The 25,576-nt window shown below is 43.2% G+C and carries 22 protein-coding genes and 1 pseudogene; 13 read left to right on the forward strand and 10 right to left on the reverse strand.

Annotated elements, in window-relative coordinates; translation table 11 throughout:
* Positions 1 to 92 precede the first annotated feature (92 nt).
* Positions 93 to 1,310 carry an MFS transporter gene (locus CDG60_RS01760; RefSeq protein ID WP_087514460.1) on the forward strand — a complete coding sequence of 406 codons (1,218 nt, stop codon included), beginning with the start codon at positions 93 to 95 and terminating at the stop codon, positions 1,308 to 1,310.
* Here CDG60_RS01760 and CDG60_RS01765 read toward each other — a convergent pair.
* Complete coding sequence (locus tag CDG60_RS01765) at positions 1,307 to 2,326, reverse strand: alpha/beta hydrolase (protein WP_227542908.1); 1,020 nt, start codon at positions 2,324 to 2,326, stop codon at positions 1,307 to 1,309. The two genes, CDG60_RS01760 and CDG60_RS01765, sit on opposite strands and share 4 nt — an antisense overlap.
* A gap of 818 nt (positions 2,327 to 3,144) precedes the next feature.
* Here CDG60_RS01765 and CDG60_RS01775 point away from each other — a divergent pair.
* The 4 genes from CDG60_RS01775 (at position 3,145) to CDG60_RS01790 (ending at position 8,596) form a co-directional block, all read left to right on the forward strand.
* Positions 3,145 to 4,277, forward strand: a protein-coding gene (locus tag CDG60_RS01775) for an IS3-like element ISAba14 family transposase (protein ID WP_223155595.1) whose coding sequence is annotated in 2 segments (ribosomal slippage) — positions 3,145 to 3,397 and positions 3,397 to 4,277 — 1,134 coding nt in all. Because the reading frame shifts where the segments join, the coding sequence is not laid out codon by codon here.
* 129 nt (positions 4,278 to 4,406) lie between these two features.
* Positions 4,407 to 5,057, forward strand: coding sequence for a M48 family metallopeptidase (locus CDG60_RS01780; RefSeq protein ID WP_087513532.1), 651 nt, complete (start codon positions 4,407 to 4,409; stop codon positions 5,055 to 5,057).
* Positions 5,058 to 5,228: 171 nt separating this feature from the next.
* Positions 5,229 to 7,643 carry a YgiQ family radical SAM protein gene (locus CDG60_RS01785; protein WP_087513533.1) on the forward strand — a complete coding sequence of 805 codons (2,415 nt, stop codon included), beginning with the start codon at positions 5,229 to 5,231 and terminating at the stop codon, positions 7,641 to 7,643.
* Positions 7,644 to 8,059: 416 nt separating this feature from the next.
* The gene (locus CDG60_RS01790; protein WP_087513608.1) at positions 8,060 to 8,596 is read left to right on the forward strand and encodes a DUF2726 domain-containing protein; all 537 of its coding nucleotides are present in this window, start codon (positions 8,060 to 8,062) and stop codon (positions 8,594 to 8,596) included.
* A gap of 14 nt (positions 8,597 to 8,610) precedes the next feature.
* Here CDG60_RS01790 and CDG60_RS01795 read toward each other — a convergent pair whose 3' ends face one another.
* From CDG60_RS01795 to CDG60_RS01815, 5 genes are all read right to left on the reverse strand, one after another.
* Entirely contained in the window at positions 8,611 to 8,976 is a 366-nt protein-coding gene (locus CDG60_RS01795) for a RidA family protein (RefSeq protein WP_087513534.1), read from the reverse strand.
* 460 nt (positions 8,977 to 9,436) lie between these two features.
* A complete protein-coding gene (gene dinB / locus CDG60_RS01800) occupies positions 9,437 to 10,492 on the reverse strand; it encodes a DNA polymerase IV (protein WP_087513535.1) in 1,056 nt (351 codons plus the stop codon).
* A 72-nt stretch (positions 10,493 to 10,564) separates the two neighbouring features.
* A complete protein-coding gene (locus tag CDG60_RS01805) occupies positions 10,565 to 11,581 on the reverse strand; it encodes an MBL fold metallo-hydrolase (RefSeq protein ID WP_087513536.1) in 1,017 nt (338 codons plus the stop codon).
* Positions 11,582 to 11,622: 41 nt separating this feature from the next.
* Positions 11,623 to 12,405: a glycoside hydrolase family 25 protein gene (locus CDG60_RS01810; RefSeq protein ID WP_087513537.1), complete on the reverse strand. Its 783-nt coding sequence runs from the start codon at positions 12,403 to 12,405 to the stop codon at positions 11,623 to 11,625.
* A 77-nt stretch (positions 12,406 to 12,482) separates the two neighbouring features.
* Positions 12,483 to 13,874 carry a multidrug transporter subunit MdtD gene (locus CDG60_RS01815; RefSeq protein ID WP_087513538.1) on the reverse strand — a complete coding sequence of 464 codons (1,392 nt, stop codon included), beginning with the start codon at positions 13,872 to 13,874 and terminating at the stop codon, positions 12,483 to 12,485.
* A 179-nt stretch (positions 13,875 to 14,053) separates the two neighbouring features.
* On the opposite strand from CDG60_RS01815, the gene CDG60_RS01820 reads away from it, so the two are divergent.
* Positions 14,054 to 15,847, forward strand: a complete 1,794-nt coding sequence (locus CDG60_RS01820) for a choice-of-anchor I family protein (protein ID WP_087513539.1) — start codon at positions 14,054 to 14,056, stop codon at positions 15,845 to 15,847.
* Between the two features lie 162 nt (positions 15,848 to 16,009).
* Positions 16,010 to 16,981: a hypothetical protein gene (locus tag CDG60_RS01825; protein ID WP_087513540.1), complete on the forward strand. Its 972-nt coding sequence runs from the start codon at positions 16,010 to 16,012 to the stop codon at positions 16,979 to 16,981.
* Between the two features lie 81 nt (positions 16,982 to 17,062).
* Here the strand turns inward: CDG60_RS01825 and CDG60_RS01830 are convergent, their stop codons facing one another.
* Positions 17,063 to 17,686: an LOG family protein gene (locus tag CDG60_RS01830; RefSeq protein ID WP_087513541.1), complete on the reverse strand. Its 624-nt coding sequence runs from the start codon at positions 17,684 to 17,686 to the stop codon at positions 17,063 to 17,065.
* Positions 17,687 to 18,015: 329 nt separating this feature from the next.
* On the opposite strand from CDG60_RS01830, the gene CDG60_RS01835 reads away from it, so the two are divergent.
* Positions 18,016 to 19,593: a TerC family protein gene (locus CDG60_RS01835; RefSeq protein ID WP_087513542.1), complete on the forward strand. Its 1,578-nt coding sequence runs from the start codon at positions 18,016 to 18,018 to the stop codon at positions 19,591 to 19,593.
* Positions 19,594 to 19,776: 183 nt separating this feature from the next.
* Here the strand turns inward: CDG60_RS01835 and CDG60_RS01840 are convergent, their stop codons facing one another.
* From CDG60_RS01840 to CDG60_RS01850, 3 genes are all read right to left on the reverse strand, one after another.
* Complete coding sequence (locus tag CDG60_RS01840) at positions 19,777 to 20,316, reverse strand: hypothetical protein (protein ID WP_087513543.1); 540 nt, start codon at positions 20,314 to 20,316, stop codon at positions 19,777 to 19,779.
* Positions 20,317 to 20,506: 190 nt separating this feature from the next.
* Positions 20,507 to 20,890 (reverse strand): hypothetical protein, encoded by a 384-nt coding sequence (locus tag CDG60_RS01845; protein WP_160116951.1) that lies wholly within the window; start codon positions 20,888 to 20,890, stop codon positions 20,507 to 20,509.
* A gap of 189 nt (positions 20,891 to 21,079) precedes the next feature.
* Entirely contained in the window at positions 21,080 to 21,331 is a 252-nt protein-coding gene (locus tag CDG60_RS01850) for a hypothetical protein (protein WP_087513545.1), read from the reverse strand.
* Positions 21,332 to 21,465: 134 nt separating this feature from the next.
* On the opposite strand from CDG60_RS01850, the gene CDG60_RS01855 reads away from it, so the two are divergent.
* The 5 genes and pseudogenes from CDG60_RS01855 (at position 21,466) to CDG60_RS01875 (ending at position 25,337) form a co-directional block, all read left to right on the forward strand.
* Positions 21,466 to 21,945: a YchJ family protein gene (locus CDG60_RS01855; protein WP_087513609.1), complete on the forward strand. Its 480-nt coding sequence runs from the start codon at positions 21,466 to 21,468 to the stop codon at positions 21,943 to 21,945.
* A gap of 59 nt (positions 21,946 to 22,004) precedes the next feature.
* Positions 22,005 to 22,649, forward strand: a complete 645-nt coding sequence (locus CDG60_RS01860) for a trimeric intracellular cation channel family protein (protein ID WP_087513546.1) — start codon at positions 22,005 to 22,007, stop codon at positions 22,647 to 22,649.
* A gap of 168 nt (positions 22,650 to 22,817) precedes the next feature.
* Positions 22,818 to 24,137 (forward strand): niacin transporter NiaP, encoded by a 1,320-nt coding sequence (niaP, locus tag CDG60_RS01865; protein WP_087513547.1) that lies wholly within the window; start codon positions 22,818 to 22,820, stop codon positions 24,135 to 24,137.
* A gap of 157 nt (positions 24,138 to 24,294) precedes the next feature.
* A pseudogene (locus CDG60_RS01870) lies at positions 24,295 to 24,567 on the forward strand (PAAR domain-containing protein); the annotation flags it as partial.
* A gap of 323 nt (positions 24,568 to 24,890) precedes the next feature.
* Complete coding sequence (locus CDG60_RS01875) at positions 24,891 to 25,337, forward strand: hypothetical protein (protein WP_087513549.1); 447 nt, start codon at positions 24,891 to 24,893, stop codon at positions 25,335 to 25,337.
* Positions 25,338 to 25,576 lie beyond the last annotated feature (239 nt).

The raw sequence follows: 25,576 nt of genomic DNA on the forward strand, positions 1-25,576 counted from the left end.
GTCTAAACAGGATAAGATCAGCGGGTTTTACTGGCTGATCTTTTTCACGATGTGAGAAACAGGCGTATAATGATCAGATACAGGGAGTCATTATGTCTGAATCAGCCGAAACAGCAGCTTATATTGAATACGGAAGCCGATCATTTCAGGCTGTTTTATTATCCTTGTTCCTGGCAGGTTTCGCGGTATTTTCATCCTTGTACTGTGTACAGCCAATGATGCCTTTTCTGGCAAAATTCTTTGATGTCACACCCACTCACAGTAGTTTTCCTTTGTCTTTTTCCACCATTGCACTGGCGCTGGGGCTGCTGTTCGCCGGCTTGATTTCAGATCGCTATGGCCGTAAACAGATCATGGTTATTTCACTGTTTGGCACTTCAGGTCTATTGTTGCTCAGTTCCTTTTTACCTTACTGGGAGTTTTTCTTAGCCACCCGAATGATGGTGGGACTTGCAGTCAGTGGCGTTGCCTCAGTGGCAATGACTTATATTGGCGAGGAAATTGCCAGAAAAGATGTCGGTTTTGCCATGGGATTATATATTTCAGGCACGGCTATTGGAGGTATGAGTGGACGCCTGATTGCGGGGGTACTGCTGGATTATATTTCATGGCAGACTGCGACCATGATCATTGGTCTTTTAAACTTATGTATTGCTGTAATTTTTTATATAGCCTTGCCCGCATCTAAACATTTTGTCGCTTACCCGATTCAGTTCAAACGTTTCATTGAATCTTTTAAAAAAAATCTGGCAGATCATAAGCTTCGGTTATTGTTTGCTGAAGGTTTCATTCTCATGGGCTGTTTTGTGACGGTCTTTAACTATATGAGTTATCACCTGCTTGAACCTGAATTTGCACTGTCACAAACCTGGATTGGGTTGATATCCATTGCATATTTATCGGGTATTTACAGTTCACCTAAAGCAGCAGGGTGGAGTCGATCTTTTGGTCGGGGGAAAGTCCTGATGGCTATGTTCGGCAGTATGATTTCAGGCTTATGGATTATGCTGATTCCATCTTTATGGGCAATTTTAACAGGCTTACTGATTTTCACATTTTCATTTTTTGCAGCGCATTCGACCGCAAGCAGCTGGGTTTCAGTACAGTCACTGCAATACCGTGCCGTAGGTTCATCGTTATATTTATTTTGCTATTATCTGGGCTCCAGCTTCCTGGGTAGCAGCAGTGGACTGGTCTGGGAAGCATATGGCTGGCTGGGACTGACCATCACGATCAGTATAATTTTATGCGTGGGATTTCTCATCGCATACCGTTTAAGACTGCTGAATTTAAAAAATCCAACTGCTTAAGGCGTTGTGTATTGCTGAATAAAAGCAATACTGCTGTTACGAAGCTGATCCAAAGCTTCTTTTTCCACTGGATAATGCCCGCCACGTGGCAACATCACGATCTGATGTGGCACAGACAGATGTGCCATGACAGGCTGGCTCAGTTCAAGCGGAGTCCAGTGATCTTCGGCTGGCTGAGTCAGTAAAACGGGACATTGTGTAAAAGCAGCAATCGACATTTCAGGTTTGTAATTCATATAACTGCTCAGAAAACCAATGGACATGGCATTGCCCGCAGATGTTTTATCCTTCAGCATGATGTTTAAGGCTTCAGGATCATTGGTCAGTCTGGACATTTTTGAGACCAGCGACATTGGTAATGGTGTGCGGTTAATGACGGGCAGGGTTGCACCCAGTTTCATACCTGGGAGCAGGATCGGACTGAATCCACTGAAGCGCATGGTTCCTTTTTTTACTTTCAGTTGCTGCTGATCCAGAAAGGTCATGCCAATCATGCCTTTGATATTTTTATTCCGCATGGCAACGTGCAGTGTCAGCATACCACCAGCAGATAAACCATAGAGGAAAATGGGGCGCTGGTCCTTCTCGGCTTCAGCATCAACAAAATCACTGACCACCTGTATCCAGTCCTCATAGCGAATGGCACTTTTGGAAGGATAGGTACTTAAACCATAACCAGGTAAATCCAGTGCCATCGTTTCATAGCCTGCCTGAGCCAATGGATGCCCCAGTACTAGACTCATCTGACGACCATTTGTTCCGACTCCATGCAGAAGTATGATTTTAGCTTTTGCCTCTGGATTCAGATAAGCATCGACATGAATTCTGTAGTCTTTCCAGCTCCAGAAAGATTCCTGTGGAACATTGTTTTCATTCAGTTGATATGAAGCAGGCATACGTTTCTGGAGGTTTTTCCAGGCATTCTGTTCTGTATAGAAATTTTCTTTAGAAACGGCAGCCCATCCTGAAGTGTTGAGACAGACCATAAATGCCATCAGCATACGTTTTATAAGCATGATGTATTTCTCTGTTTTATTATTTAATCTAATTTAAATCGCAAAATATGAATCTGGAATGACTGAAATAATGAAGATCAGGATTTAAGGGTCAACACTGTATAATTGATAATAAAAAATTAATGATATCAATTTATTAAAATAGAAGCTTTCTGAACGGATGGTGTGTTGTGAAGGATAAGGGGAGAAAGGACCTTTAATACGATCAATATTTATTGAGTGATGCTCAAGTGAAACAGTTGAGTTGCTGTGCTGAATATTGAAAATGATTAAAAATCCAGGGCTTATTGAACAGGGTGTATTTATCATTAAGCTCTGACAGAGGGGAGTGAACAGCATTAATTGAGAACTTTGTTTAATGAGTGATCACAGTGTATTTTTTATGTGATATGAAGCATATTTTATAAAGATAACTTTGATTTTATATAACAAAAGATAAAATATTATGAATTGAATCTAACTTGTGTTTAAATTTTAAGTAATTGATTATTATATAAAAAATTGAATTATTAGGAGATTTTTAAACTTCCGATAAACGGATTTGCTTTTTATTTTTGTTTCTTTTTATTATGAATTTGTTAATTTAGTTTATAGCCAAGGTGTACTGTGAAAAATATGAAATTTTTTATAATCGCATGTGGCTGTTTATTATTTTCTGGTTGTATGACAACAACGAAAACCGGAACTTTTGGGGCAGACCGTAAGCAGTTTATGGTGATTCCTGAAAAAGAGAGATGGATCCGTAAATTTGAACAACTCCTATAAGTGATATTCTGCTCCTCAAATGATGTTATAAACATCAATATATGGAGTATTTTATGGCACGTAGACCAAGAAGAAATCATTCAAATGATTTTAAAGCTAAGGTAGCACTTGCTGCGATTAAAGCAGAAAAAACACTTGCTGAATTGAGTGCTGAGTTTGATGTTCATCAAAACCAAATTATTGACTGGAAAAATCAATTGATCTCAGCTTCCTCGCAAGCTTTCGATCAATCAAAAGCTCCAACAGAACCACCCATCGATCTAAAAAAACTACATGCAAAAATCGGTGAGCAGGCATTAGAAATTGATTTTTTAGAAGGTGTGTTGAAGAAACTGGGCCGCTTCAACCACAAAAGTTAATCGACGACTCACTTCAGATTTCAGTATCTAAGCAAGCTAAGCTGCTGAAAGTCTCCCGTGGTTGTTATTACTATCGCCCAAAACCTGTGAGTGCATCAGATCTGAAGCTGATGCGATGTATTGATGAATTACATATGCAATATCCTTTTGCAGGCAGTCGTATGATGCGTGATTTGTTGAATCGTCAAGGACATCATATAGGACGACGTCATACACGTACTTTAATGAAGAAAATGGGTATTCAGGCGTTATATTGCAAACCAAATTTAAGCCAGGCTAATCAAGCTCACCGTAAATATCCATATCTGCTCAAAGGGTTGGCTATTCAGCGCAGTAATCAAGTGTGGTCTACGGATATAACGTATATCCCTATGGCAAAAGGCTTTGTTTATTTATGTGCTGTGATTGATTGGCATAGCCGCAAGGTACTTGCGCATAGGGTATCGATTAGTATGGAGGTGGATTTTTGTATTTCGGCTTTAAATGAAGCGATTGAAAAATATGGTCGACCTGAAATATTTAATACAGACCAAGGCAGCCAGTTTACCAGTGATGCATTTATTGATGTATTGAAATCAAATGGCATTCAAATCAGTATGGATGGTAAAGGTCGATGGGTAGATAATGTGATGGTTGAACGATTATGGCGGAGCGTTAAATATGAAGAGGTGTATCTCAAAGCTTATAGCAGTGTCACAGATGCGAAAAAGCAATTAAGTGCATATTTTGAGTTTTATAATTTGAAACGACCTCATTCGAGTCTAGACAAAATGACACCAAATGAGTTTTACTATGATCAGCTACCCCAACAAAACAAGGTGGCTTAACTAGAGCGGAATATCACTTATAAATACGCTTTTAGTTGTTCAAACAAGTGGGACCACCTCTAAGCATGGAAAGCTCAATCAGAACGTTCATATAAACGGTTCGTACAAAAAGCAAAAAATAGCCAGGTTATGGTTATTGATGCAAAACTGGATAAAGTGTTAAACAACATGAAGTCCCATGCTGAGTCATTCAGAACGGGTTCCAAAGCCTGGAACTGGGAAATTAATGCCAGTCTGAACGGTGAGCTGAATGCTTATGGTTTTCCGGGTGGAAAAGTCGTGATCAATACCGGTCTGTATTGGGGACTGGGTCTGAATGAAGATGAACTGGCATTTGTCGTTGCGCATGAAATGGCACATGCTTTACGTGATCATAACCGTGAAAAGGCATCCTTAATGGTGGCAAGTAATGTTGCTATGCTGTCGGCATCAGCTGGTCTGGGTGCGCTTGCTACAGTAGCAACGACAGTCACTTCTCAGACCGCTTATGTGCCTAAAGCCTGGACCATGGAATCTGAAGCTGATGTGCTGGGTTTGGAAATCATGGCAAATGCGGGATATAACCCAGAAGCAGCATTGAGTTTTTGGAAAAAATATCAGCAGGAAGAAGAACGTCGTAAAAAATACAATGTTTCTCCTCAGATGAGTGAAACACTGTTTACCAAGCGTATGGAGAATATCAGTAAATTTTTACCGGTAATGCAGGAAAAATATCTCCAGGCTAAAAACACAGGTGCGGATTCCTCCGTTTCACTGACAACACAGAATATTGTGAAATAGCAGTTTAACCATGAAAAATGAGCACCTGAAAGGGTGCTTTTTTATTGAATATTCTTTTTTTATTTTTTGTATAAATTATAATCAGACATGATGAATTGAATTCATGGTAAAATGATCAGCTTTCATCTTAGATCTCTCCCGATCGCCATCTGCCAATCGAGATAAATAACCATGTCTACAGCTTATACTGCTCAGACAGCGCCAATTGCACTGTTTGATTACGACAAATATTGGGCGTCATGTTTTGAACCTGCGCCATTTTTGCCGATGTCACGCGAGGAAATGGATTTACTCGGTTGGGATAGTTGTGACTTTATTTTAGTCTGCGGTGATGCTTATATTGACCATCCGTCATTCTGTTCAGGCATCATCGGTCGTACTTTGGAAGCGCAAGGTTTCCGCGTCGGTATTATCGCGCAACCAGACTGGACATCGGCTGAAGCATTCAAAGTTTTAGGCAAGCCAAATATTGCATGGGGTGTCACTGCGGGCAATATGGATTCGATGATCAACCGTTATACGGCTGACCGTAAAATCCGTTCTGATGATGCGTATTCTCCAGATAATCAACCAAATAAGCGCCCAGACCGTGCGGCAACAGTATATTGCCAACGTTGTCGTGAAGCATTCCCTGATGTGCCTGTATTACTCGGTGGGATTGAAGCATCTTTGCGCCGTATTGCACATTATGATTACTGGTCAGACAAAGTGCGCCGTTCAGTGTTGATGGATTCTAAAGCCGATCTGTTGATGTACGGAAATGGTGAACGCTCAATCGTTGAAGTGATGCATCGCCTTGCCAAAGGGCAAAAAATCCATGAAATCACTGATGTTCGTGGTACAGCTTTTATTGTTAATAAAAATAACCGTGCTTCAAAAGCACACTTCGTTGAAATTGCATCGAATGATGTTGATTCGATTGGTCGTGTAGATCCCATTATCAACCCCTATGTGATGACTGAAGATCTGGATGGTTGTGAAATTGAACAAGGTAAAGGCAATTCTTTAACGCAGTATCAAAATTTCCAGAAAGAACTGGTTGCCAATCCGATTGTCCGTGAAGGTGACAATCTGGATGAGAATACCCAGATCGTTCAGCTTCAACCAGCATCGAAAGCGATTAAACATAAATTGCCACCACGTGAGTTGGCGGTCATTCGTTTACCTGCTTTTGAAGAGGTATCGCAAGATCCTGTTTTATATGCGCATGCGAACCGTATTCTTCATCTTGAAACCAATCCTGGTAATGCACGTGCAATGGTGCAGAACCATGCAGGGCGTGATGTGTGGTTGAATGCACCACCGATTCCATTGACCACTGAAGAAATGGATTATGTGTTTGACCTGCCTTATGCACGTCTGCCACATCCTGCTTATGGTGAAGCACGTTTCCCTGCATTTGACATGATTAAATTCTCTGTGAATATCATGCGTGGTTGTTTTGGCGGATGTACGTTCTGTTCGATTACAGAGCATGAAGGTCGTATTATCCAGAACCGTTCGGAAGAATCGATTCTGCGTGAAGTGGAAAAAATCCGTGATACAGCACCAGGCTTTACAGGGATTATTTCGGACTTGGGTGGCCCAACGGCAAATATGTACCGTCTGGCGTGTAAAGATCCTGAGATTGAAAAGAACTGTCGTAAACCATCCTGTGTATTCCCAGGTGTGTGCCAGAATTTGCATACCGATCATGCGCCGTTGACTCAGTTATATCGTAAAGCACGTGCATTAAAAGGTATTAAAAAGATTCTGATCGGTTCAGGTCTACGTTATGACCTTGCGGTACTGAATCCTGAATATGTCAAAGAACTGGTACAGCACCATGTCGGTGGTTATTTAAAAATTGCCCCTGAACATACCGAAAAAGGTCCATTGTCGAAGATGATGAAACCGGGTATCGGGACTTATGATCGCTTTAAACAGATGTTTGATCGTTACAGTAAGGAAGCAGGTAAAGAACAGTATTTAATTCCGTACTTTATCGCAGCGCATCCTGGTACGACCGAATACGACATGATGAACCTTGCGATCTGGCTGAAAAAGAATGGTTTCCGTGCCGATCAGGTTCAGACCTTCTATCCATCGCCAATGGCAACGGCAACGACCATGTATTACACAGGTAAGAACCCGCTGGCAAAAGTGGCGCGTTATACTGAAAATGTCGACATCGTGAAAGGTGATAAGCGTCGTCGTATTCATAAAGCCTTCCTGCGTTATCATGATCCAAACAACTGGCCTTTGTTGCGTGAAACCCTGAAAGAAATGGGTCGTGCGGATCTTATTGGTAACTCAAAACAGCATCTGATTCCGACTTATCAGCCTGCGGGCAGTGCAGATGGTCAATATCAATCTGCGCGTAAGAAAAACTCAACGGTAGATGGTGATTCGCAAAAACGTAATGGTGAGCAAGGCAATCGTACTAAAGCGGGACAAGCTCAGTCACGTCCGTCGAATACCAAAAAGCGTCCTGAACGTGGTCAGATTCTGACACAACATACAGGTTTACCACCGCGTGAAACAGGTGACCGTAAAAAGTCATCGGGTGGCTCAAAACCTAAAGGAAAATCCAGATCTGGTGCATAAACACGGCTGAAAATAAAAAAGGGCACAGCGGTGCCCTTTTTTCATAAAAAGAACAGACAGGTATAAAGTTGTTGAAATTGAATAAAAAATAATCACACGGTCTTATTTTGAGAATTTTAAACCCTACAATTCGTCGGAATTGTTCGACACTATGCTTAAATCTAATTGCATTCCGAATAAGGCTTAATATAAATTGAAACTGATGTTATTGACCTGAAGTTGACGCAGCAGTGACATTGACATTCTGAGCTGTATATTTTGCACAGGATTGTTGGGCTTTTTATAATAATTTCGTCAATTGAAACGACTGTTTTTTGTTAGGACTCCCTTATAAGAACAATGCCTGTATATCGGGGAAAACATCGGTGTGATACCGAAAAGATTATAAGAATATGGATTTTTTAAAGGATTATGAAATGGCTATTTACATACTGACGGGGGTCTTGCTGCTGGGAATCGTACTGATTATGGCAGTAAAAGGACTCGCAAACCGTAATAAGCAGCAGGATAGTGTGCTGAAACAAAGGGCTCTTTTTAATATACAGCAACAACTGACTTATACCCGTCTTCAGGAAATCATGCCGAAAAAATACACCATTCTTGTGCATGTTTCTTTTGATACTTTACTGACCACCAAACTGCCAAGAACACGCGATAAATACAGACATATGATCGCTGATTTTGTGGTGGTGGATGATAATCTTCAGGTGGTCTCCGTGATTGCCGTGGACGATGTTTCTGCACTGAAAAAAATGCGTGATGTTCAGTATGAGGATGATCTGCTCAGAATGGCAGGCTATCAGGTGATCCGCTATGACGATGTGCCTGAATATCAACAGCTCAGACAGGATTTTAATCAGGATTATGGTCTAAGCGGAACTGAGCAGCCTGAAGAACAGAAGAAATTCAATTTTTATCCAAAAGTTGACCGTAAACTCAGAGTCATCGTTTAACACACAGGAAGCACTCAGGCTTCCTGATCTGGACGGACTGCAACAACAGTCATTTCCACGAGTACATCAGGCAGGTACATTTTTGCTTCCACACAGGTGCGGGGCAAAGCCTGAATGTCAGCGACCCAGGCATCCCACAGCTCATTAAATGCTGCATAATCCTGCTCAATATCCTTTAAATAAATAGTCACAGACAGAATGTGGCTTTTATCGGTTCCTGCATCTGCAAGAAACTGATCAATGATGTCCAGTGTCTGCTGGGTCTGTCCTTTAATATCCAGGCTGAGATCTGAAGCCAGTTGTCCAGCCAGGTGAACCAGATTGCCTGCAATAGCGATTTCTGAAAAACGCTTCGCAACATGTAAACGCTGTACAGTCATGGGAGTTCCTGAAATAAAACTTACAATGTCTGATTTTACGTGATCAGAAGCATTCTGCCTAATCCGTTTGTTATGCTTTGGTGCACTGTTTTTATTATTTTATCGCCAGTGTGCAGAGCGGACAGATGAACGTATTACCTGGAGTTTAATCAAAATATCAGGATGCAGGCGAATGGATTTCTGATGGATTTTGTATGAAGACAGAATGAGGTGAAATTCAGGACTGAGGGTTTACCCGTTTATTATTTTACTGAGAGCCCTGCAATCTTCGGATTTGATCGTCACGCCAATCACAGGACAATATGCTGAAAGTAAAGATGATTTTCAGCATCTCTGTCAATGCATGGGTAATGCATTGCGGGGAATAGAGTACGCTATTTTTTAAGCACTTTGCGAAGAATTTGGTGTCTTTGTGTTCTTTTGATCAATAAATAGACTTTTATGGGGTAAATGCCGAAAACTACCATAGGCAAAGCTGAGGCTGATCCTGCTGTTCAGTCAGTTGATACAGTCCAACACCGACCAGGCGGAACTGAAAATGGGCAGGAATCTGCATTTCATCCAGTAACTGATGAATGACATCCTGCATTTCCTGCTGTGAATTCAATGCCAGTTTAAAACTTTTACTGTGCTGTAAAACCTGGAAGTTTTTCAGTTTCAGTTTGACCGTCACGCCACGTGCCTGCATCTGCTTTTTTTCCAGACTCTGCCAGACACGTTCAATCAGACCCTCCCAGTACACAGCGCACTGGATCAGAGTCAGATCATCATCAAAGGTGGTTTCTTTGGAAATCTGCTGGCGCTGACGTTCAGCCTGCACTGGACGCTCATCTATCCCCTGAGCGTATAAAAAGAGTTGCTTGCCATATTTTCCAAAGTGGTGAATCAGTACATTTTCTTCTATCTGCTGTAAGTCACCCAGTGTTTCCAGATTCAGGCTTTTCAGCTTTTCCTGAGTGACTTTGCCGACACCTGGAATTTTTTTCAGGGGCAGATCATGAATAAAATGCTGAACCTGACTGGGTTTAATAATGCAGATGCCATTGGGTTTGTTCCAGTCGGAAGCAACTTTTGCAAGAAATTTGTTGGGTGCAACACCTGCTGATGCAGTCAGCCCTGTGATTTTGAAAATATCGGCACGAATCCGCTGAGCAACTTCTGTGGCACTGGGGATATTCTGTAGATTTTCAGTAACATCCAGATAGGCTTCATCCAGCGAAAGGGGTTCAATGAGTGGAGTATATTGCTGGAAAATTTCATGAATCTGCTGAGAAACAGCACGATATTTATCAAAATGAGGTTCAATCACCACAACTTGAGGACAGAGTTTTTTTGCCTGTGACATGGACATGGCAGAACGCAGTCCGAACTTACGGGCAGGATAGGATGCCGCAGCAATCACCGCCCGTGGATGGTGTGAAGAAATCACAACAGGCAGATGCTGAAGGTCGGGGCGTTCCCGAAGCTCTACAGATGCAAAGAATGCATCCATATCAATGTGAATGATTTTTCTCATGAATCACACAGTGTTTTAACGCTGTGTGATTATTCTAACCGATTATCAGGGAAGTTCATGCCCCTTCAGGATTTACTGAACAGGGTAAGCGACAGGTTGTGTCAGGATGACAGCTTTTGCATGCTGTTTTTCAGTAAAATCAATCAGTGTCTGCATGCTTTTTGAAGTATTGTCAGCCACATAAGGCAGGAACTCCAAAGGCTGCTTCAGTGGCAGTGCTTCCCAGAAGTTATCCCAGTGAACAGGAATGACTACTTTAGGTTTGAGCATGGCAATAGTCTGTTCCAGATAGTGCTGCTGATAGTCCGGACTTTGCCTGGAGAGCTGAGCAATGCCTAAAAACAGGGTATCTACTTTAATATTTTTCAGCTGATCGGGCATGATACCTGTACTGGCTTTCACCAGTATTTTCTTTCCTTTATGCTCAATCAGATAATCAAAGCTGTGACCTTCCTTAAACGCTGAAAAACGGGCAGGCTGTTGCAGTGGGTGGCTGATCACTTCGCCCAGATCATTGTTTACCGCAGTCGGTGGGGTATGCTGAGAAGGCAGCGCCGTGACACGGAAATCTCCGAACTGCATGGCGTGTAAGGGCTGAATCAACACCAACTGATTCTCTGCAATCTGAGCACCACGGGCAATATTCAGGGTGCTTTCCGAGCCGACGATTCTGACCGGTAACTGCGTCCCCAGTTCAGCAATATCCAGTGCATGGTCATAGTGTGAATGTGAAATCAGGACGGCACTCAGGCGTTTTAAATCATAGTCTTTAATCATGTGCTGAATCAGTTCAGGATCACTCCGTACAGGTCTGAACAGTGTCTGTGACAAAGAGGGGCGGGTAAAAAATCCATCAATCAACAGCTGATCTTTTCCATCATCAAACAGCAGTGTCGATACACCAAAAAATCGGACAGTCAGCTGATCAGAAGATGATCGAGCTCTGGAAGCTGTTTTGATGTCGGGCTGATACATCCATGCTTTGAACTGCTGTACATGCCCGGATGGCTGCAGCAGAAAGGTCAGTATGGCAATCAGGCCGAACACCAGCAGGCTGAGCGTGATGGTAATGGTTTTTTTCAGATTCATTGTTCATCCATGCAACACAGTATTTTTGTTATGTACGGTTTTTATTTTACAGGAAGCTGTACCGGACTTTTCATCGGGTAGATCCCATTTTTTTCAAGAAAACTCAGCCATTCGTATTCATCACCATAAAATACATTGAGATCGACATCGGTGCTGATGCCGTTTATTTTCCCCTGACTGGTATGCTGCCAGAAAGTCCATGCGGGATTGCCTTTGAGGTCAGGTTGACCGTTATATTCACGAACCCATAAAGGTGTCTGTTTAAATTCACCTGCGAGGATAATGTTGTAAAACGATTTTGAAATATAGAAAACAGGCTGTTTGCCATAGTGTGCATGCAGTCGGTCATGCATGAGCTGAATTTCCTGCAGCAACTGCTCTCTGGTATAGGTGTTGATACATTTGCTGTCATATTCGAGGTCTATGACCGGTGGCAGGGCATCGGGCTTACGGGGAACGGTTTCAATGAAGTTCTGTGCCTGTACAGTACCATCCCGACACAGACGGTAAAAATGATAAGCACCGACTAAAAAGCCATTTTCTCTGGCCTGTAACCAGTTGTCCTGAAATTTACGGTCTTTAAAGTCGCCACCTTCGGTCGCTTTCAGGTAAATAAATTGGTATTGCTGCGGGGAAATTTTCTTCCATTGAATGTCTCCCTGATGGTGTGAGAGATCAAAGCCTTTAACAGTATATTCCTGTGCAGATGCAGGGTTGTGATAGAAAACAAAAACATAGAGTACAATCGCCAGACAGCATAAACCTGCACCAATACATGACGCATAGAGTGCATGTTTTTTATGGCTGTTGACCTTTTTTTTCATATGTACCGTTCCGTCACTGAGCTGTTCATCATACGCTGAACCGGTTTATCAGACCACACCGTTCAGGAAAGCCGATTTTAAACAGCGGTATCTTTGGGAATATGCCAGAAAATCATGACAGTGATCAGGTTGATACAGCCCAGGCAGATCAGCGTTGCATGAAAAGCGGTAGTCATCTGTTCAGTGCCGAAATATGCCGTGAAAATATTGATCAGTGTCCCTGCCAATGCAATTCCGATACTCATGGACAGCATCATGATCATGGACAGGAAACTGTTGCCACTGCTGGCCTCCTGCTGAGGCAGGTCTTTTAGCGTAAGGGTGTTCATGGAGACAAACTGCAGTGAATTCAGCACCCCAAAAATAAAGAAGTGCAGCGCACGTAACCATACAGGAGTTTCCGCCGTGGTCAGGGCAAAACTGGCAATGCAGGCACCGACCAGCAAGGTGTTGACCAGCAGGACTTTACGGTAGCCAAAATACTGAATCAGAGGGCGGACGACAGGTTTGGATGCCAGTGAGCCGAGTACGGTGGGTATCATCATTAACCCGGTAATAAAAGGTTCAAATCCGAAAGCCACCTGAAGCATCAGGGGCATCAGAAACGGCATGGCATTGCCACCAAAGCGGGCAAAGAAATTACCTAAAATACCAATCGCATAAATTTTATTTTTAAACAGTTTACTGCGGAATAATGCATTCTGATGGGTATGGGCATGCCAGGCATACAGTGCAGCGGTCAAAAGTCCTGTGGTGAACAGTGCGGCACTGACCCAGAGGGGATACTGCGTGCTGGCAAAGTTTTCAATGCCCAGTGACAGCCCCACCATGGCGACCAGCAGTAACAGAAAACCACTGAAATCAAAACGGGGAACAGTCGGTTCAGTGACATTGGGCATGGCTTTAAAGGTGATCAGACAACCGAGGATGCCCATAGGCAGATTGATCAGGAAGATCCAGTGCCAGGTGGCAACCTCGACCATCCATCCGCCAAGTGTCGGTCCAATCAGTGGACCCACCAGACCTGCCAGGCTCATCAGGCTCATGGCAGACAGGAACTGTGTCCGTGGAATCAGCTTCAGCATGGCGAGACGACCGACAGGCAGCAGCAGCGCACCACCAATGCCCTGTATGACCCTGAAAAACAGCAGTTCATTCAGACTGCTGGACCAGGCACAGCCTAATGATGCCAAAGTAAAAATGACAATGGATGCAAAATAGGTGTTCCGGACACCAAAGCGGTCTGCCAGCCAGCCACTGAGGGGAATGCTTGCTGCAACAGACAGAACATAAGCCACAACAACACTGTGCATCTGTAACGGGTCTTCATTCAGGCTGGCTGCCATTGCAGGAATGGCAGTATTGACAATGGTGGTGTCCAGTGCCTGCATGAAAAAGCCAATAGAAACAAGCAGAACCAGCAGTCGGTACTCAGGTTGCAGTGCCTGGTGTGTGGGCGTGGTGTTCATATCTGTTAAAAGGTCATGTTTTATCAATATTTTAAAGTAACACTCAGATGAATGCTGTAGCAAAATTTTAAGATCAGATACTGCTGTAACTGCAACAGAACTGACATGAAACCGTCATGGCTATGACATGAGATGTTTATAAATTGTTCATAATTTATAAAATTGTCAGGAAAAACAGAATGAAAGCAAAAATGACGGTGCTTGCCACCATGCTGATGGTGGGCTTAAGCGCATGTAATGACAGCGATGAGAGCAATAACAATACTGCCACCATTACACCACCGGTCGTTGAGGAAGTCACACCTGAGAGTATTTCACTCAGTCTGCTTGGACGTTATGAAACGGGTGTATTTGCTGAAAGTGCTGCTGAAATTCCTGCCTATGATGCGGCAACAAAACGTGCATTTGTGGTCAATGCAAAAAAAGGTCTGGTGGAAGTGCTTGATATTTCAAAACCTGAAACACCTGTACATATTGGCGACTTATCTGCACGTGATGTACTGGCAGACTCAGAAGTCAATTCGGTTGCCGTAAAAAATGGCATTGTCGCACTGGCTGTTCAGGCAAAAGTGAAAACTGATACCGGGATTGTGGCATTTTACAGTGCTAAAGATCTTAAATTTATCAGCAAAGTCGATGTTGGGGCTTTGCCTGATATGCTGACATTCAGTCCTGATGGAAAAACCGTTGTGGTTGCCAATGAAGCTGAACCTAATGACGACTACAGCATAGATCCAGAAGGCTCAGTCAGTATTATCAATGTCACAGATATTACGAAACCGACAGCCGTTGTTGCTGATTTTAAAGCCTGGAACAGTAAAAAAGCAGAACTGATTCAGTCCGGTGTCCGTATCACGGGGCCGAAAGCGACCGTTGCCCAGGATCTGGAACCTGAATACATCACGATCAGTGATGATGGCAAAACTGCATGGGCAACCCTACAGGAAAATAATGCCCTGGCAAAAATTGATTTAACCACTCAGAAAGTAACGGATATTTTTGCACTGGGCTATAAAGATCATGGTCTGGCGGGTAATGAGCTGGATGTCAGCGATAAAGATAAGAAAATTAATATTCAGACATGGAGTGGACTGGTTGGGATGTATCAGCCAGACAGCATTGCGCAATATCAAAGCAACGGTGCAACGTATCTGGTGACCGCCAACGAAGGTGACAGCCGTGAATGGTTCACGGATGAAGATGCCTATCTTGCAGGAGATGCAACTAAAGGTTTCATTGAAGCCATCAGAATGAAGCATTTGTTCAATGTTAAAGGTTTCAATACAAAGGGTGATTATCCTGCGCATTTACAGCAGATTGCGGTTGGTGTAAAAGGTGCAAAACTGGACCCTGCTGTTTTTGCCTACTGCGGTGCAACGGCAACGGATCCTGGTTTATGCCGTGATGATGCTCAGCTGGGACGTCTGAATATTGCCTGGAATATGGGTTATGAAACCCATGCTGACGGTTCTGCAAAACTGGATGCCAATGGTCTGTTGACCTATAAAAAACTGTATGCCTATGGAGCGCGTTCTTTCAGTATATGGAATACGCAGGGACAGCAGGTATGGGATTCTGGCAGCGAGTTTGAACGTAAGGTTGCAGAACTGGTGCCTGACTACTTCAACAGTGATCATGAAGCAGCCGCTTTTGATGACCGCAGTGACAACAAAGGACCAGAACCTGAAGGTCTGACTGTCGGGACGATCGGTAAAAAAACCTTTGCCTTTATCGGGCTTGAACGTCAGAGCGGGATTATGGTGTATGACATCAGCAATCCGCAGAAACCTGCCTTTGTTCAGTATTTCAGTACCCGTGATTTTAAAGCAGCGGATCCATTGAAACAGGGTGATCTGGGACCGGAAGGACTGGTTTTTGTTCCGGCTAAAGACTCTCCTAATGCTAAGCCGATGCTGATTGTCGGCAATGAAGTCAGTGGCAGTACCGCACTGTACCAGATCAATCTGAAATAGATTTCAGTCACGCAGTTTCAGAAAAAGGAGCAGCTGTCTGCTCCTTTTTACATTTCAGTTCCCGAATCAAAAAAGGGTAGGCAAATAGATAAAAGTGGCTTAACCTCGCAGACTTTAAAGTTGAAAAACGTTTTTTATGTCTGAAATACGGGGAATGGCGGGATGAGCATTGAACTGTTGATGATTGTTGGGTTCTGTCTTGCAGCGTATTCGATTGTGGGGAATGACGTTCCTCAGACTCTGGGGACATTTATCTCGTCCAATGCACACCGCCCGTGGTGGGTGCTGTGGCTGTACACCAGTACAATTCTGAGCGTGGTTCTGATGTACGGCTGGTGGGTTTCAGGAACAGGTGATGCATCCTACGGACGGCTTGAAACCATTCCGTTTCCCGCAGAGGGCATGACCTGGCTGTATATTGTGCCGCCCGTACTGCTGCTATTTCTGACCCGGTTCGGTATTCCTGTCAGTACCACATTTTTAGTGCTCACCATTTTTTCTCCGAGCAGTTTAAGCTCCATGCTGACCAAGTCCATGCTGGGTTATGCCGTGGCATTTGTGGTTGCCATACTGGTGTACCGTTTTGTCATTAAAACAGTGACCATCTATTTCAGTCAGACCCGTGATCAGCCAGCATCCAGCACCTGGATCGGCATTCAGTGGGTTTCGACTGGCTTTCTGTGGAGTCAGTGGCTGATCCAGGATCTGGCGAATATTTTTGTCTATGTCCCACGTGCCGTACCTTTCTGGTTCATGCTGTTTGCCATTGCTGTTTTTGTCGTTTTACTGGGCGTGGTGTTTTATCAGCGTGGCGGAGCCATCCAGAATATCATTGATACCAAAACAGGGGTGCAGGATGTCCGTTCAGCCACGATTATTGACTTCATTTATGCGTTGATTCTGCTGGTCTTCAAGGAAATGAGCAATATTCCAATGAGTACCACCTGGGTATTCCTGGGGCTGCTGGCGGGACGTGAATTTGCCATGTCCATGCATCTGGTCAGTGTCAGTAAACACCGTACTTCACGAAATGTCAGTAAAGATGCCTTTAAACTGCTGATCGGTTTATTGATGAGTATTCTGCTGGCGACGACATTACCGTGGCTGTATGCATGGGTGGAGTCATTCAGATAGTGCCGAATACGCCATCGGTCTGATAAATTCAGGGATAAATCAAAAAAAGGGCAGATCTGCCCTTTTTTAATGTCAGGTCTGTCAGACCACAAATTTTTTAGGACATTCCAGATTTTTAATGGCATTGAAAATCTGATGCGCATGGTCGCAGACAATCAGTTTAGCTCTGTGCTGAGGGGGAATGAAGCCTTCCTGTACCGCATGATCCAGCTGCGCAATCAGGTGATTGTAGAAGCCGTTGACATTGTAGAGCATCATGGGTTTCTGGTGCTGATTCAGCTGACCCCAGGTGGCAATTTCCAGGATTTCTTCAAAGGTACCAAATCCGCCAGGCAGAGCGACAAAGGCACTGGCACGTTCTGCCATCATTGCTTTACGTTCATGCATGTTCTGAACAATATGCAGTTCGGTCAGCTTGTTATGTGCAATTTCATAGTCGAGCATAAATTCAGGAATCACACCGACCACTTCACCATTGTGTTCAATTACAGTATCCGCGACCTGTCCCATCAGACCAATACTGGCACCACCATAGACAATGCCAAAGCCATGATCTGCAATACCTTGAGCCAGACGGATGGCTTTTTCACGGTAAACAGGGTTATTACCAGGGCGGGAGCCACAGTACAGGGCAATGAGAGGCTGTGTTGTTGCAGGAGATGGATTATTCAGTTGTTCTGTCATTCTTAATACACTGCTGATCATGGTATTTTTTTTACCTTATCACTTTATTCTTTGATGCTCTAGTTTATGTCTTAAATATGACAGTTCAGGGTCGGGGGAACAGAGGAAGATTTGCGTACTTTCGCTGTGAGTAAAATCTTGCCTGAAAATAAAAAAGATGAATTTCGCGCTGATCTTGCCTATACTGATGATCTGTTTCACAACAAATGAACCGACATGGGTAGTGGTTGTCATCGCTCCGAACATATCAATTATTCACTAATAATTATTTATCCAGCCTGCTCAGGCATTTTCAGTTATCAGCAAAATATGCAGGCAGCGCCTGATCATATCATTCAGGAGATACGCACATGATCCTGGAGTGGATGTCTGATCCTGCTGCATGGGTCGGGCTTGCGACGCTGGTCGTACTGGAAATTGTACTGGGTATTGATAACCTCGTATTCATTGCCATTCTGGCAGAGAAACTCCCACCTGAACAACGCAGTAAAGCCAGGATTCTCGGGCTGTTGCTGGCTTTGGGTATGCGGCTGATTCTGCTTGCTTCCATCGCCTGGGTGGTCACACTGACCAACCCACTGTTCCATATTTTTGATCATCCATTTTCAGGGCGGGATTTAATTCTGTTGTTCGGTGGGGTCTTCCTGCTGTTCAAAGGCACCATGGAGCTGCGAGAGCGGCTTGAAGGCGGTGCTCAGCTTAAAGAAGAAAATCCCGTGCATGCCACCTTCTGGATGGTCATTGTGCAGATCGTGGTACTCGATGCAGTGTTCTCGCTGGACAGTGTGATTACCGCTGTGGGTATGGTCAAAGAGCTGTCAGTCATGATGATTGCGGTGATTATCGCCGTGGGTATTATGCTGTGGGCATCCCGTCCACTGATGGATTTTGTCAACAAACATCCTACCGTTGTCATTCTGTGTCTGTGCTTCCTGATGATGATCGGTTTCTCCTTGCTGGTCGAAGGCTTTGGCTACCACATTCCGAAAGGCTATCTGTATGCTGCCATTGGTTTCTCTGTCCTGATTGAGTTCCTTAACCAGACGGTGCGTAAAAACCAGGAAAAAACAGTGACTACGACTGACCTGCGTTATCGGACGGCTTCAGCTGTTCTGAAAATGCTGGGCGGAAAATCGGCAGATGGACAGAACCATAAAGCAGATGATGTGCTGGCAACTCAGGCACTGGCCGATGAAATATTCGATCCTGAAAACAGCGTTTATCACAGTGTGATGGTTCAGGGTGTCCTGGGACTGTCTGAACGACCGGTCAAATCCGTGATGACACCGCGTCCAGAACTGGAGTGGGTTGATCTGGATGAAGACGAAGCGGTATTGAAAGAGCAGTTGCTCAGCATGACGCATTCCAGACTGATTGTGGCACGTGGAGAACTGGACAATATTTCAGGCATTGTACTGACGCATAAAGTCATGAATGAGTTCATTGAAACAGGTGTGCTGGATTTTGAAAAACACCTGCGTGAACCTGTGATTGTGCATGAAAATGCTCAGGTTCTGATGGTCATGGAACAGTTGCGTCAGGCACCTTTGCAGATGGCAATCGTGCTGAATGAGTACGGCTCCATCGAAGGTATAGCAACGCCGATTGATGTACTGGAAGCGATTGCTGGTGAATTCCCCGACGAAGATGAAATGGACACTGCTGCTGAAAGCCTGGAAGATGGTTCGCTCATGCTGGAAGGTTCTACAGACATCCGTCATGTTTCACTGCTGCTTGGACGTGATCTTGTGGATGAGTCTGAGCAGTACTCGACGCTGTCAGGCTATATTCTGTTTCACCTGGGGCGTTTGCCACAGAATGGTGAAAAAATGATTGCGGATGGTTATATATTTGAAGTGGTGACCATGGATGGACATAAGATTGATAAAGTCCATATCGTGGCGCTGGAACAGTCCGATGATGAGTGATAATTCATAAAATACAGAAAAGCTGGTCGAAAGACTGGCTTTTTTATTGGTTTAAAACACACAGACCATTGAATGGATAAATCTGGGGACAGCTCATTTATTCTGTACACTCAGGCATTAACACTGAAGTCTTAATCTTAGCGCAGAGTCAGACTGAAATTTAAAACATAGCTCCGTGATGGATTATTTGAGTGGTGTTCTCATGATCCCGATGTCTTTTCTATACGCATGAATGGGACCTTCCAGCATAAATGGATAGGCAATATGCTGCTGCTTTTCTGAAAATCCCCATGTTCCAATGCCTAAATATAAATGCTCATTAATTTTTCTGACCTCATCCACCATATTGATATCAGCACACAATGAATGAAAGCTTTTGTAGATCAGTTGATAGACTGGTTTTGCATCATATCTGGAGCTGGCGATCACTGTCTGCATGGGAAATTTTTGAATGATTTTCTTTTTGCGCAGAAAGGTATTATAGCCGCGTCCCTGATCTTCACTGACAGGGCGAAACGATTTGGTCTGCCAGTTGAGTATCGGATTATTGATGATATAGCCACTCAAGGTCGCAATAAAACCAGGTTGCTTTAACAGGGTGGCCCGATATTCACCGTGCATTTCATTGATTGATGGAGCATCCAGTGTTTTAAATAAATGGAGCAGTTGTTGGTGGCTCATTTTCGTCAGGGAAACTGCGGTGATTTCATTATTTTTACGCATCTTAAAGTTCCTCTTTTTATTAAGATAATTTTGACAATTGGTATTGTCAAGTTTGTGTGCGTAAAATATCTGAGGCAGACTCTTAGGTTTAAGTCATACTGGATGTTTTAAAGCGGTACATGGTCATGGACAGGCAAACCGTGATCATGATTGAAACTTTAAGGGTCTGAAATTTTAAATGATTTTAATATCAGGCTTTTTCTTTCTGACGTGTATCAATCCAGTAGGAAAAATACATGACACCAAAATAAAATGGCAAGGGTGCAGCGGCTAAAGTTATGCCCAGCCAGAAGGGAAGACCGAAAGCCTGATAACCAAATGGAGCAATCAGCAGATTGATCCAGTAGATCAGCATTCCGCCATAATTACTCATCAGGGAATTTATCCAGACGGTTACCAGAATCCCCATCGAGATTAAAGCAATGGGGATGGTCAAAGCTGGAGAAACGGTCATGCCTGTATACCAGCTGAGTGCTGATTTTAAGCCCGCTATAGTGGCAATCATATTCATGACACTGATACCGACAGAAATCCAGAAGCTGAGCATGGGTATACGTTCAGATATCTTTGTCATAGCAACTCAAACCCCTGCTGGCTTGTTGAAATAATGATACTTTGCGGTGTAAGAACCGATGGTCAGGATATATGGGTGAATATATTCTTACTCCATAACCTGTTTATATTGAAGTATTTTTTGAATTCTGTATTTAACATCAGAACAGAAATACAGTGCTGGTGGTTAACAAACCTGAGGTTTTGGAGTTTATAAGCAGCTTTTCAGTCGGTAACATCGGAACTCAGGATAAATCAGACCGATCAGAAACAGGACAGTAAAACCGATCCATAAAAATAAAGCCATTGCTCTGAGTTGTTCAGTATTCCATTCTTCGGGTGAACCATTGAAGAAAAATATACTTTTCCATCCTTTGATACAGTCTGCACCACCCCATGAAAGAATCCATTTACACATCAGGCTGACCGCCAGATAAATAAGTACCCACACCCCAGCAGACATAAAATACCTGATTCATTTTAATAATTTATGAGTAGATCATAGCGGAATTTCAGCTAAAAAGAATCCTTCATTTAAATACGCCATTTATGATCAGAAGTTCTTATAATTCCATGAGTTTCCAGAAGGGTTTTATCATGTCAAATTTATCCTGCCCATGTGGTTCACCACTTTACAGCGAGTGTTGCCAGCCTTTACATGCAGGTCAGAAAAAAGCTGAAACATCTGAACAGCTCATGCGCTCCCGTTACAGTGCATTTGCAAAACATGAAACTGATTATATTGTGCAGACGACTGCTCTGGGGCAACAGCAGGCACTGGATGTCAAAGCCATTGCAGACTGGAGTCAAGCGAACCAGTGGTTAAAGCTCGAAATTGTGCAGACGAAGGAAAAACTGGGTAAAAATCATGCTCAGGTCGAGTTCAAGGCACATTATTCAGAACAGAACAGTCCTGATTCACAGGTACAGATTCATCATGAAGTCTCACATTTTGTAAAGCAGGATGATACCTGGTATTTTCTTGATCCAACCACAGGTCAGCCACTTACCATGAAACAGCCCTGTATTTGTGGTTCAGCTAAAAAATTTAAACAGTGTTGTGCGCAATATCTGTAACTTTTCATGCATTTTGACTTAGAATACGCGCATCGATAACCCTCAGCGGAAGAAGGGCAATGTTGTTATTAGTCATCTATATTATTGCAATTACGGCAGAAGCCATGACAGGTGCGCTGTCGGCCGGACGGCGTAGTATGGACTGGTTTGGTGTGGTGCTGATTGCCTGTGTAACAGCTTTGGGTGGCGGTTCAGTCCGTGATGTCCTGCTTGGGCATTATCCCCTGACCTGGGTGAAACATCCTGAATATCTGGTGCTGACCTGTGTTGCCGCATTTGTGACGATCATTATTGCCAAATGGATGAAGCATTTACATTCCATCTTCCTGTTGCTGGATGCCTTAGGTCTGATTGGCTTTACCATTATTGGCTGTCAGATTGCCCTGGAAATGGGACATGGCTTTGTTGTCAGTGCGGTGGCAGGGGTGTTAACGGGTGTATCCGGTGGTATTCTGCGGGATATTCTATGTAATGATGTTCCGTTGGTATTCCGCCGTGAGCTTTATGCTTCTATTTCTTTTGTTGCGGTCATTTTTTACTGGTTCTGTATCCACTTTGGTTTATCACTGGAATTGACCGTTATTTCGACGCTGGTTTTTGGTTTCTCTTTACGCTGTATTGCGATTTATTTTGGGCTTGAAATGCCGAAATTTATTTATAAAGATGATGATGAACAGTCTGCATCTTCCAAAGATGAAACCTGATACAGTATCTGCAGAATTATGCTGTGTTAAAAAATAGATCTGAAAGATGATGAACTGAACCTGCGGGTTTAAACTGTGGGTTCATTCCTCTAAAAAGAATAAACAGAACAATAAAATCCTGTTGTGAAAGCAGTAAGACTCACTTTCACCTCAAGCCAGAGAATCGTTATGGATTTAATCTCACGAGTACAACGCCTGCCTGTAGGCAAATTTCACTATACCTTGCTGTGGGTCATTGGACTGGGCTGGATGTTCGATGCCATGGACACCGGGCTGATTTCCTTTATTCTGGCACGTATGGCAGAAGAGTGGCAAATGACGCCAGCGGAAAAAGGCTGGGTGGTGTCGATTGGTTTTGTCGGTATGGCTATTGGGGCGGTGTTTTCAGGCGGACTTGCCGATAAAATTGGTCGCCGTACGGTTTTTGCCATTACCCTGGTGACTTACAGCATTGCAACAGCCTTATGTGCATTTGCTCCAAATCTGACCTGGTTACTTGTTTTCCGTTTTGTGGTTGGACTTGGGCTGGGTGGACAGCTGCCTGTTGCTGTGACACTGGTCAGTGAATATATCCCTGCACAGGTACGTGGTCGTTTTATTGTGCTGCTGGAAAGTTTCTGGGGACTGGGCTGGCTGGTGGCTGCTTTAATTTCTTATTTTGTCATTCCAGATTATGGCTGGCATATTGCCTTTTTAATTGGTGGCTTACCTGCGATTTATGTCTTCATGATTCTGAAAAAAGTCCCAGAATCTGTACCGTATCTCATCAATAAAGGGCGGATTGAGGAAGCACATGCACTGGTGCAGAAGCTTGAACGCCAGTGTGGCGTGGAAGTGATTGAAACAATTGAAGTCAAACCCGTCGCTGAAAAAAATACAGTTTCTTTTACACAGCTATGGTCTGATCCATTTGCAAAAAGAACCCTGATGCTGTGGCTGATCTGGTTCGGAATCGTCTTTTCGTATTATGGCATTTTCACCTGGTTACCCAGTCTGCTGGTCAAACAGGGCTATACCATCGTACAGTCTTTTGAATATGTGCTGGGCATGATTCTGGCTCAGCTTCCAGGTTATGTGGTTGCAGCGTGGCTGGTGGAAAAACTGGGGCGAAAAGCAACGCTGGCAGGCTTTATTGGCATGTGTGCGGTGTCTGCCTACTTCTTTGGGCAGGCAGCGACCGTCAGTATGATTATGTTCTGGGGCTGCCTGATGTCTTTCTTTAACCTGGGTGCATGGGGTGTGCTTTATACCTATACGCCAGAACAGTACCCAACCAATATCCGTGCATTTGGTTCTGGCTGGGCATCCGCAATCGGACGTATCGGTGGCATCGTAGCGCCACTGGTGGTGACCCATATGATGGTTGCAAGCAATGGTTTCAGTGCAGTCTTTATGATGTTTACCGCTGTGTTGCTGGCTGTGGCAGCTGTGATACTGGTACTGGGTGAAGAAACAAAAGGAAGAACCCTGGAAGAAATCGGGCTTTGAAACTGATGCAGGCAGTGCTTACTTTCACGCTGCCTGCATTTATTTTTCTATGTTGGCAGAACTGATCTGGTATATAATCCTGCCGGATTTTCTGAACAGAAAATAAACACAATAAATATTTAAAATATAAAAGAATTTAAATTATAAGGATTCAGATATGGCAAAGGCTTTTGCTGTGCATCATTCCATGACAGATCATGGTGGGGTTATTCCTGCAACACAAATGAAAGCAACTCAGATGGGCATCCCATTTCTTGTGGCAGGAGATGGTTATTTCTGTGCCCGGTGCAGTCAGTGGTCAACGATTATCAAAAGTCATGATCATGTCATTTTTGATGGTAAAGCCGTTGCTTATGTCGGCGATAAGCTCAGCTGTGGTGCAACTATTTTACCGAAACAGGTGCATGTGGTTGGAGAGAGTGGTGGTTCCAGCTGACGTGATTCATTCTCTGATTTTAAGCCTGTTAATTCTCAACAGAATTTAACCAATAGTCTGGTAGCAAGCATGGAAGAAAAAAAGAATGCTTCTGCCAACAGAATATCAGCATGGAGATTTCAGATTAATTTTTTCATCAGATATTTTCACTAAAGGACTGTTTTATAAATAACTTATCCAATAATCAAAAATATTAGTCTTCAAACATCTTCAGCCGGTGTTTTAAGTAAAAGTAAAGTTGGTTCTCAGATATGGACAAAATACAATCAAAACTCAGGTCTTAAAAATATGTATCCTGTGAGTCTTAAGGAAGTAGAATGAAAAAAATTATTATAATGGTTTCTACACTTGTTTCCTGTATAAGCCATGCAGGTACGTCCATCCCATTACAGAAACTATCTGATTCAAAGGCGTGTCAGAATATTGATAAACTGATAATTTCTGATGATTCAGGTAAATCTGAAGATTTCAGTATTCCAGACGAAGATTATTTAATCCTGAGGTTATCGGATACTCAAAAGAATGGCTGTTATTCTTTTAAGTATTTTCCCAGTATTTCACCTGACATTAGTTTTTTTATAAAAAACAGAAAATTAACAATTAATGAGATTGCAGGTTCTACATTAAATGGAAATCAAATCAGGACGTCATATTCCATAAACTTAAAAAAGAAAAGACTGGATACACTTACTTCAGAGATGATTACTTTTGACAGAGACGAAAAAGCTAATGTTGTTAAAGTTGTAAGTAACTTATTGGAGTAAAATGAATTAAAGAAAAATCTGATCAGCTTTTTTTACTCAGGGTTGTTACGTTACCGTATTGTAAAGTAGTCGTCTGTATCCTGTTCAGGTTAAGGTTTTTCATGAATTTAAGTTATTCCTTCAGGAGTTGCCCCTGTGTCCTGTCTAAAATAATGGACGGCTGGTTCTGTAAAAGCGGATTGATGTATTTATCACGTTTTTTATAAACAAAACGCTGAAATACCAATCATGACTTATAT

Source organism: Acinetobacter chinensis (genome assembly GCF_002165375.2).
In the GTDB taxonomy this organism is placed as follows: domain Bacteria; phylum Pseudomonadota; class Gammaproteobacteria; order Pseudomonadales; family Moraxellaceae; genus Acinetobacter; species Acinetobacter chinensis.

Coding starts and splice junctions, on each gene's coding strand:
- CDG60_RS01760 (WP_087514460.1), top strand. CDS start 93: ATGTCTGAATCAGCCGAAACAGCAGCTTATATTGAATACGGAAGCCGA.
- CDG60_RS01765 (WP_227542908.1), bottom strand. CDS start 2,326: ATGCTTATAAAACGTATGCTGATGGCATTTATGGTCTGTCTCAACACT.
- CDG60_RS01780 (WP_087513532.1), top strand. CDS start 4,407: ATGGTTATTGATGCAAAACTGGATAAAGTGTTAAACAACATGAAGTCC.
- CDG60_RS01785 (WP_087513533.1), top strand. CDS start 5,229: ATGTCTACAGCTTATACTGCTCAGACAGCGCCAATTGCACTGTTTGAT.
- CDG60_RS01790 (WP_087513608.1), top strand. CDS start 8,060: ATGGCTATTTACATACTGACGGGGGTCTTGCTGCTGGGAATCGTACTG.
- CDG60_RS01795 (WP_087513534.1), bottom strand. CDS start 8,976: ATGACTGTACAGCGTTTACATGTTGCGAAGCGTTTTTCAGAAATCGCT.
- dinB (WP_087513535.1), bottom strand. CDS start 10,492: ATGAGAAAAATCATTCACATTGATATGGATGCATTCTTTGCATCTGTA.
- CDG60_RS01805 (WP_087513536.1), bottom strand. CDS start 11,581: ATGAATCTGAAAAAAACCATTACCATCACGCTCAGCCTGCTGGTGTTC.
- CDG60_RS01810 (WP_087513537.1), bottom strand. CDS start 12,405: ATGAAAAAAAAGGTCAACAGCCATAAAAAACATGCACTCTATGCGTCA.
- CDG60_RS01815 (WP_087513538.1), bottom strand. CDS start 13,874: ATGAACACCACGCCCACACACCAGGCACTGCAACCTGAGTACCGACTG.
- CDG60_RS01820 (WP_087513539.1), top strand. CDS start 14,054: ATGAAAGCAAAAATGACGGTGCTTGCCACCATGCTGATGGTGGGCTTA.
- CDG60_RS01825 (WP_087513540.1), top strand. CDS start 16,010: ATGAGCATTGAACTGTTGATGATTGTTGGGTTCTGTCTTGCAGCGTAT.
- CDG60_RS01830 (WP_087513541.1), bottom strand. CDS start 17,686: ATGATCAGCAGTGTATTAAGAATGACAGAACAACTGAATAATCCATCT.
- CDG60_RS01835 (WP_087513542.1), top strand. CDS start 18,016: ATGATCCTGGAGTGGATGTCTGATCCTGCTGCATGGGTCGGGCTTGCG.
- CDG60_RS01840 (WP_087513543.1), bottom strand. CDS start 20,316: ATGCGTAAAAATAATGAAATCACCGCAGTTTCCCTGACGAAAATGAGC.
- CDG60_RS01845 (WP_160116951.1), bottom strand. CDS start 20,890: ATGACAAAGATATCTGAACGTATACCCATGCTCAGCTTCTGGATTTCT.
- CDG60_RS01850 (WP_087513545.1), bottom strand. CDS start 21,331: ATGTCTGCTGGGGTGTGGGTACTTATTTATCTGGCGGTCAGCCTGATG.
- CDG60_RS01855 (WP_087513609.1), top strand. CDS start 21,466: ATGTCAAATTTATCCTGCCCATGTGGTTCACCACTTTACAGCGAGTGT.
- CDG60_RS01860 (WP_087513546.1), top strand. CDS start 22,005: ATGTTGTTATTAGTCATCTATATTATTGCAATTACGGCAGAAGCCATG.
- niaP (WP_087513547.1), top strand. CDS start 22,818: ATGGATTTAATCTCACGAGTACAACGCCTGCCTGTAGGCAAATTTCAC.
- CDG60_RS01875 (WP_087513549.1), top strand. CDS start 24,891: ATGAAAAAAATTATTATAATGGTTTCTACACTTGTTTCCTGTATAAGC.